The organism is Sphingopyxis sp. MC1, from assembly GCF_000371385.1.
Taxonomy (GTDB): domain Bacteria; phylum Pseudomonadota; class Alphaproteobacteria; order Sphingomonadales; family Sphingomonadaceae; genus Sphingopyxis; species Sphingopyxis terrae.
On the sequence record NZ_AOUN01000008.1, the window covers coordinates 246,884 to 263,811 of the forward strand.

General features: G+C 61.0%; 10 protein-coding genes and 1 pseudogene. 6 read left to right on the forward strand and 5 right to left on the reverse strand.

Annotation, left to right across the window (positions count from 1 at the left end; all coding sequences use genetic code 11):
- The first annotated feature begins 11 nt into the window (after positions 1–11).
- Positions 12–2,324 carry a TonB-dependent receptor gene (locus tag EBMC1_RS12215; protein WP_003047050.1) on the forward strand — a complete coding sequence of 771 codons (2,313 nt, stop codon included), beginning with the start codon at positions 12–14 and terminating at the stop codon, positions 2,322–2,324.
- Positions 2,325–2,717: 393 nt separating this feature from the next.
- On the opposite strand, the gene EBMC1_RS12220 is transcribed toward EBMC1_RS12215, so the two are convergent.
- Complete coding sequence (locus EBMC1_RS12220; protein WP_003047053.1) at positions 2,718–3,953, reverse strand: MFS transporter; 1,236 nt, start codon at positions 3,951–3,953, stop codon at positions 2,718–2,720.
- A 112-nt stretch (positions 3,954–4,065) separates the two neighbouring features.
- Here EBMC1_RS12220 and EBMC1_RS12225 point away from each other — a divergent pair, with 112 nt between their 5' ends.
- The 3 genes from EBMC1_RS12225 (at position 4,066) to EBMC1_RS12235 (ending at position 7,068) form a co-directional block, all read left to right on the forward strand.
- Positions 4,066–5,151, forward strand: a complete 1,086-nt coding sequence (locus tag EBMC1_RS12225) for a YeiH family protein (protein ID WP_003047056.1) — start codon at positions 4,066–4,068, stop codon at positions 5,149–5,151.
- A gap of 455 nt (positions 5,152–5,606) precedes the next feature.
- On the forward strand, positions 5,607–5,873 hold the full coding sequence (locus EBMC1_RS18425; RefSeq protein ID WP_156001194.1) for a hypothetical protein: 267 nt from the start codon (positions 5,607–5,609) through the stop codon (positions 5,871–5,873).
- A gap of 340 nt (positions 5,874–6,213) precedes the next feature.
- Positions 6,214–7,068: a hypothetical protein gene (locus tag EBMC1_RS12235; RefSeq protein WP_003047058.1), complete on the forward strand. Its 855-nt coding sequence runs from the start codon at positions 6,214–6,216 to the stop codon at positions 7,066–7,068.
- A 329-nt stretch (positions 7,069–7,397) separates the two neighbouring features.
- On the opposite strand, the gene EBMC1_RS12240 is transcribed toward EBMC1_RS12235, so the two are convergent.
- Positions 7,398–8,405, reverse strand: coding sequence for a hypothetical protein (locus EBMC1_RS12240; RefSeq protein ID WP_003047061.1), 1,008 nt, complete (start codon positions 8,403–8,405; stop codon positions 7,398–7,400).
- A gap of 258 nt (positions 8,406–8,663) precedes the next feature.
- The gene (locus EBMC1_RS12245) at positions 8,664–9,203 is read right to left on the reverse strand and encodes a hypothetical protein (RefSeq protein ID WP_003047064.1); all 540 of its coding nucleotides are present in this window, start codon (positions 9,201–9,203) and stop codon (positions 8,664–8,666) included.
- Positions 9,204–9,327: 124 nt separating this feature from the next.
- On the opposite strand from EBMC1_RS12245, the pseudogene EBMC1_RS12250 reads away from it, so the two are divergent.
- Positions 9,328–10,880 (forward strand): annotated as a pseudogene (locus EBMC1_RS12250) (MFS transporter).
- Between the two features lie 215 nt (positions 10,881–11,095).
- On the opposite strand, the gene EBMC1_RS12255 reads toward EBMC1_RS12250, so the two are convergent.
- Positions 11,096–12,589 (reverse strand): MFS transporter, encoded by a 1,494-nt coding sequence (locus EBMC1_RS12255; protein ID WP_003047075.1) that lies wholly within the window; start codon positions 12,587–12,589, stop codon positions 11,096–11,098.
- Between the two features lie 102 nt (positions 12,590–12,691).
- Positions 12,692–13,726, reverse strand: a complete 1,035-nt coding sequence (locus EBMC1_RS12260; protein ID WP_003047081.1) for a LacI family DNA-binding transcriptional regulator — start codon at positions 13,724–13,726, stop codon at positions 12,692–12,694.
- Between the two features lie 307 nt (positions 13,727–14,033).
- On the opposite strand from EBMC1_RS12260, the gene EBMC1_RS12265 reads away from it, so the two are divergent.
- Positions 14,034–16,859: a TonB-dependent receptor gene (locus EBMC1_RS12265; RefSeq protein WP_003047082.1), complete on the forward strand. Its 2,826-nt coding sequence runs from the start codon at positions 14,034–14,036 to the stop codon at positions 16,857–16,859.
- The last annotated feature ends 69 nt before the right edge of the window (positions 16,860–16,928 follow it).

Consider the following 16,928-nt stretch of genomic DNA (forward strand, 5'->3'; position numbering starts at 1 on the left):
AGGAGAATGCCATGAGTGCGTACAGCTTCAGAATCTTGCGCGCGACGGTCGGAACGGCCAGCGTCATCGCGATCATGTCCGCCACCGCTGCACGGGCGCAAGAGGTCGAGGAAATCATCGTCACGGCCCAAAAGGTCGAGGAGAATGTTCAAAAAGTCCCGATCGCGATCACCGCCGTTTCGGGTGACCGCCTCGAAGCCACTGGCACCACCAGCCTCGAAGGAATTGCGCGGATCGTTCCGTCGGTGACGTTTCGCAAAGGCACAACGAGCGCGAACAGCGCGATCGTGATGCGCGGTGTCGGCACAATCACCTTCTCGGTCGCCGCCGAGCCCAGCGTATCGACGGTCGTCGATGGAATCGTCCTCAGCCGTTCGGGCCAGGCGTTCATGGACCTGGTCGATGCCGAGCGGCTCGAGGTGCTGCGGGGCCCTCAGGGGACGTTGTTCGGAAAGAACGCATCGGCGGGCCTCGTTAACATCGTGTCGAAGGGCGGCACTGATCAGCTCGAAGCCGAAGCGAAGGCCGAATGGTTCGAAGGCGACGAATATCGCCTCCGCGGTTCGGTGTCCGGCCCGATCGGCGGCGACTGGAGCGGCCGTGTCACCGGCTTTTACGGTAGCTATGACGGTAACATCACGAACATCTTCGGCGGGCGCAATAACAAGGTCAATGGTTATGAACATTGGGGCACGCGAGGGATCGTCGACTATCGCGGCGACGTTGCGCGCCTGCGGTTCATCGCGGATTATTTCAAGGCCAACGACGATTGCTGCGCCGATGTGACTGGCGCGAGCCGCGGCGCGGTGCTCGACGCCGAGCTCGGCCTTCCGGGCGGTGTCGCGCTCGGAGAAAACCAACGCTTCATCAATCACAATCTGGTCACCCGCACGCGCGACAAGCAGTGGAGCCTCACCGCCAGCGGCGATTTCGACCTTAGCGACACGCATACGCTCAGCGTCGTCGCGGGCTATCGCAACTGGGAAAATGAGGAAATCCGCGAAGGTGACTTCCTGCCGCGCGCAATCGTCGGGACCGCAGAACTGCACGACAATGGCCTCGTCAAGACGCAGCAATTCTCGGTTGAGGCGCGTATCGCCTCCGATCAGTCGATGCCCTTCTTCTACCAGGTCGGCGCCTTTGCCTGGCATTCCGACAACAAGCAGGATTTCACGCGCCGCGACATCAGTTGTACGACTTCCACGCTCCCGGTCGATCCTGTCACGGGCGCGCAGCCGTGCAACATCAATGACACGGTCAACACCCTGTTTCCGACGGCAACCTCGAACAGCGACGTCAATTCGACCAACTTCGCGCTATTCGGACAGGCAACCTACCGTTTCAGCAATCTTGTCGCGCTGACCGGCGGGCTTCGCTACACCTGGGACGAACTCAGCTTCACCCACATCCGTGCGCCCGGCGTCAATGCGACGACCGGTCTGCCCGCAACCGGACCGGGCATCTCGGGGAGCCCGGCTGGCGGCACCGTCGCATCGGGGGGCACGGGCCTGAATACATCGAGCGGGTCGAGCAGCAACGGTAATCTGTCGGGCAAGGCGGTACTGCAATTCACCCCGTCGGACGACATCATGCTCTATGGCAGCTACACGCGGGGCTATAAGGGACCAGCCTTCAACGTCTTTTTCAACCATACGGCACCAACGAACGCGGTCCCGATCGACGAAGAAACGTCGAATGCGTTCGAAATCGGTCTGAAATCGCGTTTCCTGGACAACAAGGTGCAGCTGAACCTCGCGGGCTTCAGCGTCGAATATGACGGCTTCCAGGCGAATAACTTCGTTTTGCTGAACGGCGCCGTCGTCACCAACCTGACCAACGCCGGGACGGTCAAGAGCCAAGGGTTCGAAGCCGATCTGACGGCGGTGCCGATCGAGGGGCTGACGCTGCGCGGCAGCGCGGCCTATGCCGATGCAAAGGTGAAGAAGTTCAATCCGAATCCGCTCACCAACGCGCCCGATGCGCGCGACGGCACACGCCTCCCGCTGGCCCCCAAATTTACTTATACGCTGGGAGCCGATTATGAGGTGCCCCTCGGCGGCATGAAGCTCTATCTCGGGACCGACTATCGCCATGTATCGAAGCAATTCTCTGACCTTGGCGAGCAGGGTGTCATCGACCCCTATGGCCAGTGGAACGCGTCGATCGGCATTTCTGACGCCGAAGATCGCTATCGCCTGACGTTGCACGCGCGCAATATTAGCGATGAAAGCTATGTGCTGCTCAACGTTTCCAATGGTCAGCGCCTGCAGATCCCGCGCGATGCCGACCGCTACTTCGGGGTGAGCCTTCGCGCCCGCATATAATTGAAGCTTGCCCAGTCGCTCTACCGGGCAACCCTTCCCAACCGGCGTCATCGCCATCGCCCCCTGCATCGACTGCAGGGGGCTTTTTTTGCTTGCGGGAGCCGGCCGCATGCAAAGCCGATCGGTTGATCGGCTCGGGTCGAGCAATCGGCAGCTTAGCGCCAGACGAGCGCCACGATCCGTGTCCGTGCTCGTCTCGGTCGCTCCCTATGTTTGCGACCATATGTCATAAGGCCGTGCTTTTCGGCCGAACAAGCCGGTGCGGCGCCACACGCAAAGGCTATGAATGAAGCGGCGCAGATCGCGCCCCGAACGTGCGATCAGCGGGAAAAAGCCGCGCATTGGCGCGGCAGATTACCAAGACTGGGGGACGGCCTCGCTCGAGCCCGGTGCTCACGCCTTGTTATCGGCCAGTTCGAGCCGTGGCACGATCAGATGGACCACGCCGAGCGCGCACAGATAGGCGATGCTGCAAATCGCGAAGAGGGGTCCATAACCAAGTCCGTTGCCGAGCGACCAGCCGGCAAATTCGATGATCGCGGTACCCGACAAATTGCCCGCGACGGCGCCCAGGGCAATCACGGTCGCAACGCGCAGCGGCGGGATGATGTCGGCGGTCATGCCAAAGATGTTGGTCGAAAAGCCTTGGTGCGCGAACAAGCCGGTGCCGACGCACACCGCAGCGATCCATGGATTGGCGGTGTACAGGGCGAGCGGCATCGCCAAGACCGCGAGTGCAAAGATGAACATCGACATTTTGCGCGCGCGATTGACCGAATAGCCGCGCGCAAGCAAGATCGGATAGAGTGCGCCCGACGTCACCGCGCCCAGCGCGGCAAGCGTGAAAACAATAGCGATCGGCAGGCCGAGTTCCCCTTGGCTCATGCCAAACACGCGACTGAAGAAATCGGGCATCCAGAACAGGACGAACCACCACACGCAATCGGTGCAGAATTTGGCCCCGACCACGGCCCAGGTGCGGCGGTCGCGAAGCAGGGGGCGCCAAGCGACTTTCGCGCGTTCAGGAAGATCGCCGAGCGGCCGCACCTTGCGCATCGCGGGAAGCCAGAAGACGAGCCACACGAGACCGAGCGCGCCGGTCAGGATGAAGGCGGCTTTCCAGCCAAAAGCGAGCGCGAGCGGCGGGATGAGGAGCGGTGTGACGATCGCGCCGATATTGGGTGCGGTATTAATCAGGCCGATCGCCATATTGCGCTGGCGCACAGGCAGATAGGTCGCCGCTGTCTTGATACCTGCCGGCGTGCTGACCGACTCGCCTACCGCAAGAACGACGCGCGCCGCCACGAACTGCTGTACAGACTGCGCAAGCGCGTGCGCCATTCCCGCAAGGCTCCAGACCGAAATTGCGATCGCGTAGGCCCAGCGGACGCCAAGCCGGTCGACGAACCAGCCGACACCAAGCAGCGCCGCGGCCGCTGCAATCTGAAAGGTCGACCCCAGATGGGCATAGTCCGAGTCGCTCCATCCGAACTCGGCTTCCAATGTGGGTTTTAGCAGGGCGAGAACCTGTCGATCGACATAGTTGAGAGCGTTACCCAGAAAGAGAAGGGTCACCAACATGATGGCGATACGCGTTGACCGTTCCCCATGCGCAGCTTCGGTCGTCATATCCACTCTCCCTTCCCTCTTTTCGAGATGTTTCGCCTTGCAACCTAACGCTCACTGCCGATAAGGAAAGGAAAATATGACACCGTAGGACATACACGTGGATCGCGTCACGATGGGCGATGCCCCCTCTTCCTTTCCCGAACCATTTGGCGGCGACTTATTCGGCGAGCTTCAGCTTGCAGAAAGGTCGCATTCGGCGCCGGCGCGAACCATCCGCGACTATTTTCCCGGCCTCGTTATCAGCGCGGCCGCGTCGGGTGCCGCAGCTTGGCTGTCCGATCATTATGGCGCGCCCGTCATTCTCCTCGGACTTATGATCGGTCTGTCGCTCAACTTTGCGGCGCGCGACCCGCGCACACATAGGGGACTTGATCTAGCATCACAGCAATTCCTGCGGATCGGCATCATCCTGTTGGGATTTCAGGTCAGCACCGCCCAGATCGTAGCGCTCGGCATTGAACCCTTTGGCGCCCTTTTAGCGATCATGGCCATCGCGTTGACGGCCGGCCTGATCGGCGCGCGCCTCACCGGCCAATCGCGCTACGCCGGTCTTCTGGCGGGCGGCGCGACTGCGATTTGCGGCGCCAGCGCCGCGCTGGCGCTCTACGGTGTCATCGGCAAGAGCCGGCTGGGGCAAGCGCAATTCGCGCTAACTCTCGTTGGCGTGTCGATGGCGAGCGCGCTTGCGATGTCGCTCTACCCCGTCATCGCTGCGCAGCTTGGACTCACCGATGCCCAGGCAGGCTATCTGATTGGCGCCTCGATCCATGACGTCGGCCAGGCCATCGGCGGAGCATATGATTTTTCCAATGCAGCAGGTGCTTATGCCACCATCGTGAAACTTGCGCGCGTGACCATGTTGGCTCCGGCTGTGCTGCTCGCGTCGCTCTGGATCGGTCCCGCGGCTGGCGACACCACGCGACCGCTACGGCGGCGCTTGTCAGTGCCGTGGTTCATCACGCTTTTCCTTGGCGTCGTTGCTGCCAACAGCGCGCTGTCCTTTCCCACCGCGATGGCGACAACGTCCCTAGCCGCTTCAAAGGCGCTGCTGCTGCTCGCCGTGACGGCAACCGCGATGCGATCGCGCACCGACCTCCTACTTGACCTCGGCTGGAGGGCTGCTGCGCCGGTGGCGTTCGCGTCGCTCGCCAGTTTTGCCGCGGCTTTGCTCTTCGTGGTGCTTGGAGTTTCCGGTTAGAAACCGCATTTGCACTTAGGCAACAAGGATGAGGCTATGTTCGGCCGGGTACGAACCGATTCGCCCATCGCCCCTAGCCTCGATGGGATGCGGCTGTCATCCCGACCGACCGCCTCCTCGATAAACCGGTGGCGAAGCGGCCGCACGCCGCGGGCGTCGATGCGCCCCCAGCTTCTCAGCCCGCGACATGCGCGCGCCAGCCTTGCGTGTATCGCTTGGCGGAGCGATTGACGCGTCGGGCCTGCGGCGCGGGCTAACGATGCTTTCGTTGTATTTGACGTCTGCCGGGCCACTGCCGCCCGTTATTTGATCCGAATGCCGTGCGAAGCTGGCCAGCTTCGGCCTGGCGGCTTTCAGCCGGCCAGCCTGAAGAAGCGGACGCTCGAAACCGATGGGGCGACGATGACAGCTCGCGACCGGTTGTAGTCATTCGACGCCGATGCCAGATATGATTGATGGCAATGAACATCCCTATCAGATTTGCAGTGATGCCTGAGAATGAAGTGGAAGCGGTCGCCCACTTGGCAGCGACGGGGCATGCGCCGACAAAAATCGAACGAGATGACAAAGATTCTGTTTATTTGATGTTTCCTCCGACGTCAGAGGTCGATGCGTGGAAATTGATGGAGGCGCTACCGCGCCATCTGAGTGCAAAAATTGGTTTCGTGATGCGTGCCCCCCCCCCCCCGCCCTTCATCGTCGATGGAGGGAAGGTCAACTAACTGTCCGCCGTCAGCGCCAATGGCACAGTTTTGAGGTTGTGATTTAAGGAGGATTTGGGCTTCGTCGTAGTGACGAAGGAACGAAGATGAAGCCCAAATCCTCCTTGAAAAAAATCGGCGCCGAAGGCCCCAGCTGAGCGGGTGGTGAAGGACATAGCCGTCGAGGCGCGCCGCATCTGTCACGTGACATTACGACCGGCGGTCTACCATCCGGTAGAACACGCAACCGACCACCGGGTCGAAGATTCGCAAGCGTGGTGGTTCGGCTTCAGTTGCGATCATGCCTTCGATCTTATTCCGAACGCCAGGCCGAATTCCTCCGGATCGAAGTCCTCGGAGCTTGGACGGATATATCGCGACGACGCATATGTTGTCAGAGAAACGGTCGCCCTCGCAGCTCAGCTGCGAGCAATCGCTGAAGGAGACGCGGCGCCCGCGCGCGATGGCGCGCCGCCGCCGCTCGGCCTCGACCCTCGTCGCGGGGGTGGCCGTGGCTGACTTTGAGCGTCACGTCCGCGAACTCCCGTGGGGCTGGTGGCTTCGAGCCAATCCGCGCGGCTACGAGGATGCCTCTGGGCGAAATTGGGCGAGCGTCAGGGACGCCTTCTGGGAGGGAGAACTTGGATTCCCGCCGGTCCACTTCGCACCCGAACAGCATGAACTGATGCTGAGGGTCATGACCGCGATCAATGCGCGCTGGTTTGGCACGGAGAGCAACCACGATGTTTTCGGCGGGGACATGATGTTCTGGCGATTCTATCTGTGCTGGCTCGCCAGCATTGGCATGGTCGAGACATCGGCGGGGAGGGACCTCTTTGGTGGGGGGCTGAGCGCATTGGGCAGATCGGTCCTCATGATGCTGCAGGCCACGCGCGAGCCGGAATTCGAGCACTTGCCAATGGCGGCGGTTGTTGCCGCGGTAAGTGCGAGCGCGGGGCCCGACGCCGAGGCACGGGAGCGGGCGCTGATCAACTTTGAACAGCAGGTTGGATTTCGTCGCCATCTGTTCGCGCGCGAAAATCTGGGAAGGCGTTACCTGGTGACGTTGACCGGACTTAAGGTTGGCGCGCGGATGCCGACGCGCAATATCGCGTGGTCGCAGTCCTTCGCCGATGCAAAATCGCGTGACGACCTTTTCGCCTGGCTCGCCGAACGGGTGCACCGTTGGGATGATTGGGGTGAAATCGCCTATTGAAAGGGCGCGTCTGCGCTGACAAGCCATTTGTTGTCGATCATCGTCGGAGCGGACGGCCTAGCTCGGTGATCGCTGGTCGCTGGGAAGATGCAAGCTGGCCGTTGAGCGTGGTCTATCATGTCGTCGAGCCGACGGCCAATTGGGCGTGTTCGGGTGGTAACGGAGACTTCGTATTCGCGTAGGACATTGCAGCTTTTTGCGGACTGGAGGAATCTACCGGTAACGAGGCTGTCCAGAACAAGGCTGAACCGGCAAGCATATCACCAGGCAAAGCAGCGATCGTGGTGGGGTAGTGCTAAGCTGTATGCAGGAACCTTCGATCTAAATGTTCACCATGAACGACCAGACGCTTTGCAAAATAGCCGCTTCGGCTGGTCGAAATTTACCTTGATGGCTTGTCGCTCGCCAATTTTTGCCAAACTGGCTTCAGTGATGATCATGTCGCGGGACAATATGGGATGCTCGATCAAGCGGGTTATCGGCTGACCCGCCAATTGGCTGATCGCGATCTCGGGAAGGGTGCAATTCCACAACGTGAGCGAGCTACCATTCCAGTGAAAATTGGAAATTTGCGCGTCGTAACCTTCGCAGCCAATGTGTCCGTCTCGGACATACAAGTACAAATCAGGATGACGTGCTTCCACAGTCCGATTGGCGACCCACCTTATTCCGTCAGCGATATCACATCGCTGCGCGATAGCATTGATTGCGATTTGGTCAATCGACCCGTCCGCTCCTTGGCGCGCCAGTTCGGTTTTCCTGGCGAATCTTAAGTCCATAAGTTCTCTGTGCGTTTTGAGCTTCGCGTTCAGCAAACTTGGATGGTCTGCAACAATATTGAGTTCAGAAGGGCTGAGTTTATTATCAAGCACTCGAAATTCTAAATCTGATAGGTATTCTTGTCTTCCGCACCACTCGTCTCTCAACAGCCGCGGTTTTACCAGTTCGGCATGCGTTGCGCCTCCTGACCAAGTCGAAAGCGTCTTCAGTGCCTCATGGCGGGCGTCATAAAGCATCGCGGAGAGTGCACTTATCCCTCTGTTGCGAAAGTCCTCAAACACGGCGAATATAGCCTGACCGATCGCATCGCTGTCGGTGCATATCCCTCCTCGTTCTGTGTCGTCGCAATCGCCATATCGAACAACGACAAATGCGCCCGGGGAGAATTCAAGCTCGACCTCGAAGTCATAAATGTCACCGCAGTCTGCCCTTATACCGATCGATGTAATTCGGGGACGCCACTCGAAACCCCTCAAATGCTCATCCACATATTCAAGTATTTCAAGTGCGAGCTTGGACGCTTTGCTCCTGCCCTCATGTCTATACCACATTTTCATTGCGTTAGGCTCCAATGACACATGACCGCGCCGTTAATTTTTTGAGGGTGGCAGATCGACATGCGCCGAGGCTTGGGGCGCACGGTTTTTCACGGCGACAAGGCGGGCAATCAGTATCATCGCCAAATGAACAGGCCGATGATCAGCGCAGTCTGGACTGCGCTAATGGTATAAAGCCTCCAAGGCTGCGGATTCAGCTGCTCGCGGGTATCCCGCATTTCGTGCTCACCCAGAATTCGCGCGGCTGTCCTAACGCAGTCACCCATGGATCCACCACCACATCAGGAACGGCGTCAGCACGAGCGCAATCGCGAGCTCCAACATGAAGATGATGCTCCATCGAGCAGCACGGATGCGCTCGTCGCGCTCGTAGTCCCCATTCTGGTTCGGAAATGCACCGGCCAGATAACGAAGCACCGGGAATGACGGGGTTCTGTTCACCATACCCAGTGGATCCGTTGATGGATAAACCGACCACGCTGGCCGTTGTTTAAGTCTCTCACGCTCGACTTTGAAGTCGAACGTCAGCTTTTTTATATTAGCGACGACTTCTTCAAGGTCTTTGACATGGTGACCAATTTTTAAATTATGTACATCCTCGTCGCTGAGCCGTTTCTCGAACAAGGATTCGAAGCGATCGGCAATTCTGAGCTGGCTCACCACCAAATGGGTCAGCAGCTCATCTTCCTGAAGCCCGAAAGCCAGCTCCATGCTCTGCAGAATGTGTAGCGTTTGTGGGCGCGGCTCCTTGCGGAAAACCGCCTGATACACGCTTACGGCTTTGGATATCTCACTCATCAGAAAAATTCCGCCAAAGTGTGTTCGACATCGCGCTGCCACATACGAAAGCGTGCCTGGCGGCACTGCGCCGCCGTCGATCGATGCGAACGACTTGGCGCTGCCGGAACGGACGTCCTCGCCGATGGCAATCCCGATTTTTCGCGCGGTCTGGATTGCAAGTCTCGTCTCGAATTTCGGGGCTCTCATCCAGCTCGTCGCGGCAGCGTGGATGATGACGATCTTGACGGCGTCGCCGGTCCTGATTGCGCTTGTGCAATCATCGACGACTCTGCCGCTCGTCCTTCTGTCGCTGTGGTCCGGGGCGGTGGCGGATAACCTCGACCGCAGGATCATATTGATCGTGGCCCAGCTGTTCATGCTGGCGACGTCGCTGTTGCTTGCGCTTGTTGCGTGGGAAGGCGGACTCACCCCCTCGATCTTGCTGCTTTTCACCTTCGCTATCGGCTGCGGCACCGCGCTCAACTCTCCCGCTTGGCAAGCATCCGTCAGCGACATGGTACCTCGCTCCGAGCTTCCCGCCGTCGTCGCGTACAACAGCATGGGTTTCAACATGGCGCGAAGCTTCGGGCCCGCGGTTGGGGGTGCGATCATCGCGGCCTGGGGCGTCGCCGCTGCATTTCTGATCAATGCCCTATCCTATATGGGGCTGATCGCCGTGCTGATCCGTTGGCGTCCGCCTCGCGTCGAGCGTTTGCTGCTGAGGGAGCCGATCGGATCGGCGATGCGTGCAGGGATACGCTACGTGCTAATGTCGCCCGCGCTGAGCGGATTGATGGCCCGCGCTGCATTCTTCGGAGTTGGCGCCGCTGCAATCCCCGCGCTTCTGCCGATTGCGGCAAAGAATTTTGCCGGAAGCCCCTGGGCTTATGGCCTGTTGCTGGGAGCGCTCGGGGGCGGCGCAGTCGTCGGCGCAAGCGTTCCTCCCTCGGCTAGACGGCGTTATAGCGCGGAGGCATCGGTGACGAGCGCCACGTTCGCGGTTGGCATGGGCACGATTGTTTTCGCGGTCAGTGAGGCATTGCTTTTGAGCTGCGCCGCTATCTTCGTCGTCGGGGCAGGGTGGCTCGTGACGCTCTCGACCTTCAATGTAACGGTGCAGCTTGCAGCTCCCCGTTGGGTCGTGGCGCGCGCGCTTGCGATTTACCAGACGATGGCGTTTGGCGGCATGACCGTGGGCAGCTGGTTGTTCGGCTGGATCGCGGAGCGCGCGAGCATAGAAACTTCGCTGGTCGCGGTCGGCCTCGTAATCTTGGCGTGTCTCGCCGGCGGACATTATCGCCCGCTTCGGGAGACCGAGGCGCGGGTCTCGATCCACTCGACAGCTGGCGCGAGCCGCGCATGGCGATCCCGGCCACAGCGCGAACCGGTCCGATCCTCATCGCGATCGAATATCGGGTCTCGCCAGCATGCGAGGCGCGGTTCCTGCGAGCTATCGCGGAACGCCGCCGTGTCCGGCTGCGGGATGGAGCGCGCGACTGGGAGCTGGTACAGGATCTTGCGAACCCCGAAATCTGGGTCGAGCAGTTTTTTGTTGCGACATGGGTGGAGTATGTCCGGCACAATCAGCGCCGCACCAAGGCGGATGCCGGGAACTGGGCCGAGCTGCGCTCATTCTCCGTAGGCGATGACGGGCCACGCGTCCGGCGCTTCGTCAAGCGCGCGGTGGGGCGTTAAGCGAGAAAGGTGGCGGCGGTTTCTTGCCTTCGTCACGGCAGCCTATCACCCGGCCGCGGGGCAGTTCGAGAAACATAGAGGACAACGGCCGCATCGTTGCACGGATACGCTAGTGCAGAGGCTGTCCACGTAATCACGTCACTACCACCACCTGCCTTCCCAAAAAGCCTGATGAGGGCCGGAACATTCGGCCGCGACCCGCAGCAGAGCGGAGGTTATTGGGTGATCGACGCCGTGTCGACACGCGCCATGGCGGCGAGCGCCATCATCAGGGCGAGCGCCGCAAAGGCCATCGTATAGATCGGCTTGCCGGGAAAAAACGCTTGCATGATCGACCCCATGACGGTCGCGACCAGAAGCTGCGGGATGACGACGAATATGTTGAAGAGACCCATGTAGATGCCAAGCTTTGCCTGTGGCAGGCTCGACGCAAGGATCGCATAGGGCATGGCAAGGACCGAGGCCCAGAAGATACCGATGAAAATCTCGCTGAAGATCAGCTGCGTCGGATTTCGCAGCAAAAAGAAACTCGCAAAACCGATCGCGCCGCAGGCCAGCCCCACCATGTGCGTCCGCGCCTGTCCCAGATGGCGCGACAACCACGGCAGCAGCGTCAGTGCGGCAATGGCCGCGACACCGTTATAGATCGCGAACAGCTCGCCGACCCAGTTGCCCGCCGCCTGATAAACCGCACTGGCCGCGTCGGTCGTGCCGAAATGATATTGCGCGACGATCGGCGTGGTATTGATCCACATGATGAACAGCGCCGACCAGCTGAAGAACTGTACCGCCGCGAGCCGCTTCATGAGCGGCGGCATTCCCGCAAAGTCGCCGACGATGCTTGACAGCATGTTCTTTTCATAGCCGCGGCGCGCGAGCGCGATGGCAATCATGCTGGCCAGGCCATAACCGATCAACAGCGTGCCGAGCAGCAGCACCTCGCGCAGCAGCGCAAATTCGACCTGAATCAAGATGACTGCCAGCCCGGCGGCAATCCAGCCAAAGTTGCCGATGTGGCTGCGCGACGCCAGCGCGCGCCCGGCCGGAGCATCGTCTGCATTCGCGGGTTCGAACGCAGCCATCTGCGCAGGGGTATATTCGCTGGTCGAAACGACGGTCCACAAAACTGCAAGAAACAGGGCTAGTCCGCCAAACCAGAAGGCATAGCGAACCGTATCGGGAATCTGCCCCGGTGGCGCGACATTGGCGACGCCTGCCGCCTCCATCAGCGCCGGGAACGACGAGCCGACGACCGCGCCGGCACCGATGAAGGCGGTCTGCACCGCATAACCGATGCTGTGCTGATCCTTGCGCAGCATATCGCCGACGAACGCCCGGAAGGGCTCCATCGAAATGTTGAGCGATGCGTCGAGAACCCACAGCATCATTGCCGCAAACCAGATGGACGGGCTTTCGGGCATGAGGAACAGCGCGATCGTCGCGAGCAGGGCGCCGGCAAGGAAATAGGGGCGCCGCCGACCAAGGCGGCCGAGCCAGGTACGGTCGCTCATGTGGCCGATGATCGGCTGGACGAGCAACCCGGTCAGCGGTGCCGCGACCCACAGTCCGGGCAATTTCTCGATATCCTCGCCCAACGATTGGAAAATGCGACTCATGTTCGCATTTTGCAGCGCGAAACCAATCTGGATGCCGAAAAAGCCGAAACTGACGTTCCACATGCCGGCGAAGCCCTGCCGCGGCTTTTCCATCATCTCTCTCCCATGGCCGCTGACGGCTGTTGTCGGCAAGACGTGTTGCAGCGGGCGGCGTGCGGGGCAAGCGCGCGGCAACCACGTATACGAATACGTTGACTAAACTGCTGTGCTTTGTCGCCTGATCAACCGGGCGGGCAACATGCGTTGCTCGACCGGTCGCCCGTCGATGCTGGCGAGAAGAGCATCGACAAGGAGCGTCCCTGCGCCCTTCATGTCCTGCATGACCGTCGTGAGCGTCGGTGAGGTCAGGCCAGCGGCGGGAATGTCGTCGAAGCCGATGATCGCGACATCTTGCGGGAGTTTCAGCCCTGCTTCGGAGAGTGCGCGCATTGCGCCGATCGCGATCAGGTCGCTCGCCGCGAAGATCGCGTCGAATCGCTTTCTGCCAGCGAGCAACGACTGCGCCGCGGCATAGCCCGATGCCTCCGAGGATATGGCGTCGCGTTGAAGCGCGGCATCTGGCACGATGTCGGCGGCACGAAGCGCCCGGCACAGACCGGTGTAGCGGTCCTGAAATTCGGGCGCATGGTCCGACGCATCGCCGAGGAAAGCGATCGCCCGGCGGCCTATTTCCACCAAGTGTGCTCCCGCCTGTTCGCCCGCGCCGACATTGTCCGACCCGACCGTCAACCCGATCCCCTCGCTCGACACCGAGCCCCAGCGAACGAAATTAGTGCCCATCTCGACCAGATGCTCGAGCTTGCTGAGATACAGCTGATAGTCGCCATAGCCGAGCAGGATGATTCCGTCCGACCGGTGGCTGTCCTGATAGGCGACGTGCCAGTCGTTGTGCATCTGCTGAAAACTGATGAGCAAGTCATATCCGCGCAGCGCGCATTCGCGGGTGATGGATCCCAGCATCGACAGGAAGAAGGGGTTGATCATCGATTCGTCGGGCGTCGGATCTTCAAAGAAGAGCAGCGCGAGCGTGTGGGTGCGTTGCGAGCGCAGGCTCGACGCATTCTTGTCGACCATGTAATTCAGTTCGCGTGCGATGCGTTCGATATTGGCCCGGGTCGCAGCGCTGACCGATTTGCTGCCGCGCAATGCGCGCGAGACCGTCGGCTGCGAGACGCCGGCAAGATAGGCGATGTCGAAACTCGTCGGCTTGACGGAGGGTGGTCGGCCCATGCTGTTCTCCCGGTCGCGGCGCCCTTATCGTTGGTCGCTCGGCGCGTACAAAGTAACCGGCGACCGCGGTCCTGCCAAGATTTTACAAGTCCCATCGCGCTTCGAACAGCCGCTGTGGCATTTGGGCGACACGTCGGGAATGCGCATATTATGCGTATACGTATACCCTATGGCCCTCGCAGCCGATTGGCCTCAATTGCGAGGGCGAAAGATGGGATCATCCCACGCATCGGAGAGGATAGTCGCGGCTGGCAGCCGCTTCCCTTGATGCTGGGCGCGCGATCCCGTCGAAGCCAGGGGAGCATAGATGACAAACAACAAAAGCCTTCGCCGCGGCGCCAGTGCCCTCGCACTTGGCCTCGCCTCGATTGTCTTCGCGCCGAGCGTCGCCTTGGCACAGGATACCGGCGCTTCGTCTGCGGACGATTCCAGCGGCGAGGGCGAGATCGTGGTCACCGGCTTCAGCGCCAGCCTGCAAAGCGCAGTCAATGCCAAGAAGAACCGCGACCAGGTGGTCGAATCGATTTCGGCCGAGGACATCGGCAAGCTGCCCGACGCCTCGATCGCCGAATCGATCGCGCGCCTGCCGGGCCTGACATCGCAGCGCGTATCGGGCCGTTCGAACGCGATCTCGATCCGCGGTTTCGCGCCCGACTTCTCGACCACGCTGCTCAACGGCCGCGAACAGACCTCGACCGGCGACAACCGTGCGGTCGAATATGACCAGTATCCCAGCGAAGTCATCAACCAGGTGCTCGTCTACAAGACTCCGATGGCGTCAATCGTCGGGCAGGGGCTTTCGGGTACCGTCGATCTGCGCACGATCCGTCCGCTCGACTATGGCAAGCGCGTCATCTCGGTCGGCGGGCGGGGCAGCTGGGCCGAAATCGGCAAGCTGAACGCCGGGTCGAAGAAATATGGCTACCGCGTCAACGGGGTGTACGTCGACCAGTTCGCGAACGACACGCTGGGGATCGCATTGTCGGCAAGCTATGTCGACGAACCCTATCAGATCCAGGAATTCAACGCGTGGGGCTATGCCGGCGACGGTACCGCGGCGAACCCGGTGGTCATCGGCGGGTCGAAAAGCTACGCGACCTCGACCCAGCTGACGCGGCTTGGCCTGCAGGGCACGGTGCAGTGGCGGCCGAGCCCCAATTTCACCTCGACGATCGATGCCTTTTATTCGGACTTCAAGGACGACCAGATCAAGCGCGGCATCGAGCTGCCCCTCGCCTTCGGCGGCGCCGGGGTCAATGTCACCGACGTCGACAGCAGCGGCCAATATGTCTTCGCGCGGTCGGGCACCTTCACCAATGTCGAGGGGGTCGTGCGCAACGACGTCTTCGAACGGCAGGCAAAGCTCTACAGCTTCGGCTGGAACAACCGCTGGGAAGGCGACGACGGCTGGAACGTCACCGCTGATATCAGCCTGTCGAATACCGACCGCAACGAACTGATCCTCGAAAGCAATGCCGGCACCGGGCGCGGCGCGGGCGTCGGCGCGACCGACACGATCGGCTTCAGCAGCGACCGCAACGGCACCGTGTTCAGCCCCGGCCTGAACTATGGCGACTATGATCTGATCCAGCTCACCAGCCCGCTCGGCTGGGGCGGCGACCAGACCGGTGTCGACGGTACGAGCATCCGCGGCGGCCAGGACGGCTATTACAACAACCGCATCATCAAGGACGAGCTCTGGCAATATCGCGTCGAAGTCGAACGCGAGCTCGACGGCTTCCTGAAATCGGTGCAGTTCGGCGTGAACTATACCGATCGCAGCAAGAGCCTGGTTCCCGACGAAGCCTTTGTCGGTCTCGTCGCCAACACCGACGGCCTGACCAGCGTGCCGATCCCCGAACAATATCGCCTCGGCACGACCAACCTGTCCTACCTCGGGCTGGGCCCCGTCGTCAGCTACGACCCGCGCGACCTGCTCGCGGCCGGCATCTATCAGCTGGTCGCCAATCCCTATGGCGACGTCGTGGTCAAATCCTACGACGTGTCCGAAAAGCTGATGACCACCTATCTCCAGGCCAACATCGACCAGGAAATGGGCTCGTCGGTGCTGACCGGGAATGTCGGCGTGCAGGCGATTTTCACCGACCAGAACTCGAACGGTGCGAGCGCCGCCTATATCGGCCAGAATGCGAATGGTTCGCCGAACATCCAGGGCATCCCGCAGCGTGCGAGCACCGACTATGTCGATGTGCTGCCCAGCCTGAACCTGTCGCTGCGTACGGCCAGCGATTTCGTGGTCCGCTTCAGCCTGGCGCGCGAGATCATCCGCCCGCGCCTCGACGACATGCGCGCGTCGCTGAAATATGGCACGACGATCGGCGACGTCGGCAGCGGCGTCTGCCCCGTCGGCCGCCAGTGCGCCGTCGTCCGCGGCGACGCGGGCAACCCGGACCTGCGTCCGTGGCGCGCCAATGCCGCCGACCTGACGTTCGAGAAATATTTCGGGTCGAAGGGTTATCTGGCCGTGCAGCTCTTCTACAAGGATCTGAAGAGCTATATCTACAATCAGGACGTCGCTTTCGATTTCACCGGCTATCCGATCCAGGATCCGGGCCTCGACGTGAACGGCAATCCGATCATCGTGAACTATCTGGGCACCGCGAACGTCCCGATCAACGGCAAGGGCGGCAAGCTTTACGGCGTCGAACTGGCGGGTACCTTGCCCCTTGGTGAGCTGGTATCGGCGCTCGACGGTTTCGGCGTGACGGGCGGTGCGTCCTATACGAAGACCAAGATCCAGCCGACACCGGGTGCGCCGGCCCAGGATATTCCCGGCTATTCGAAATGGGTCGCCAACGGCACCGCCTATTTCGAGAAATGGGGCTTCAACGCTCGCGTCAGCGCGCGCTACCGGTCGAGCTTCATCGGCGAGCTGTCGGGCTTCGGCGGCAATCGTGTCCGTCGCCGCGCCCGCGCCGAGACGATCGTCGATGCCCAAATCGGCTATGACTTCCAGCCGGGCAGCGCGCTCGAGGGGCTGTCGCTCTTCATTCAGGGTCAGAATCTGACGAACGAGCCCTTCGTCACCGACGATCCGCGCGATAGCCGGGCGGTGATCGACTATCAGGTCTATGGCAGCCGCTACCTAGCGGGCGCTTCGTTCAAATTCTGAACCCTCCCTGACGGGGGCGGCCGGGTCGCGCCGCCCCCGTCCTCTTGTTGCGCTACAGGGCAGAGGCTG

Bases quoted from the DNA above. Each gene is read 5' to 3' on its own strand.
- EBMC1_RS12215 (WP_003047050.1), top strand. From the start codon at position 12: ATGAGTGCGTACAGCTTCAGAATCTTGCGCGCGACGGTCGGAACGGCC.
- EBMC1_RS12220 (WP_003047053.1), bottom strand. From the start codon at position 3,953: ATGACGACCGAAGCTGCGCATGGGGAACGGTCAACGCGTATCGCCATC.
- EBMC1_RS12225 (WP_003047056.1), top strand. From the start codon at position 4,066: ATGGGCGATGCCCCCTCTTCCTTTCCCGAACCATTTGGCGGCGACTTA.
- EBMC1_RS18425 (WP_156001194.1), top strand. From the start codon at position 5,607: ATGGCAATGAACATCCCTATCAGATTTGCAGTGATGCCTGAGAATGAA.
- EBMC1_RS12240 (WP_003047061.1), bottom strand. From the start codon at position 8,405: ATGAAAATGTGGTATAGACATGAGGGCAGGAGCAAAGCGTCCAAGCTC.
- EBMC1_RS12245 (WP_003047064.1), bottom strand. From the start codon at position 9,203: ATGAGTGAGATATCCAAAGCCGTAAGCGTGTATCAGGCGGTTTTCCGC.
- EBMC1_RS12255 (WP_003047075.1), bottom strand. From the start codon at position 12,589: ATGGAAAAGCCGCGGCAGGGCTTCGCCGGCATGTGGAACGTCAGTTTC.
- EBMC1_RS12260 (WP_003047081.1), bottom strand. From the start codon at position 13,726: ATGGGCCGACCACCCTCCGTCAAGCCGACGAGTTTCGACATCGCCTAT.
- EBMC1_RS12265 (WP_003047082.1), top strand. From the start codon at position 14,034: ATGACAAACAACAAAAGCCTTCGCCGCGGCGCCAGTGCCCTCGCACTT.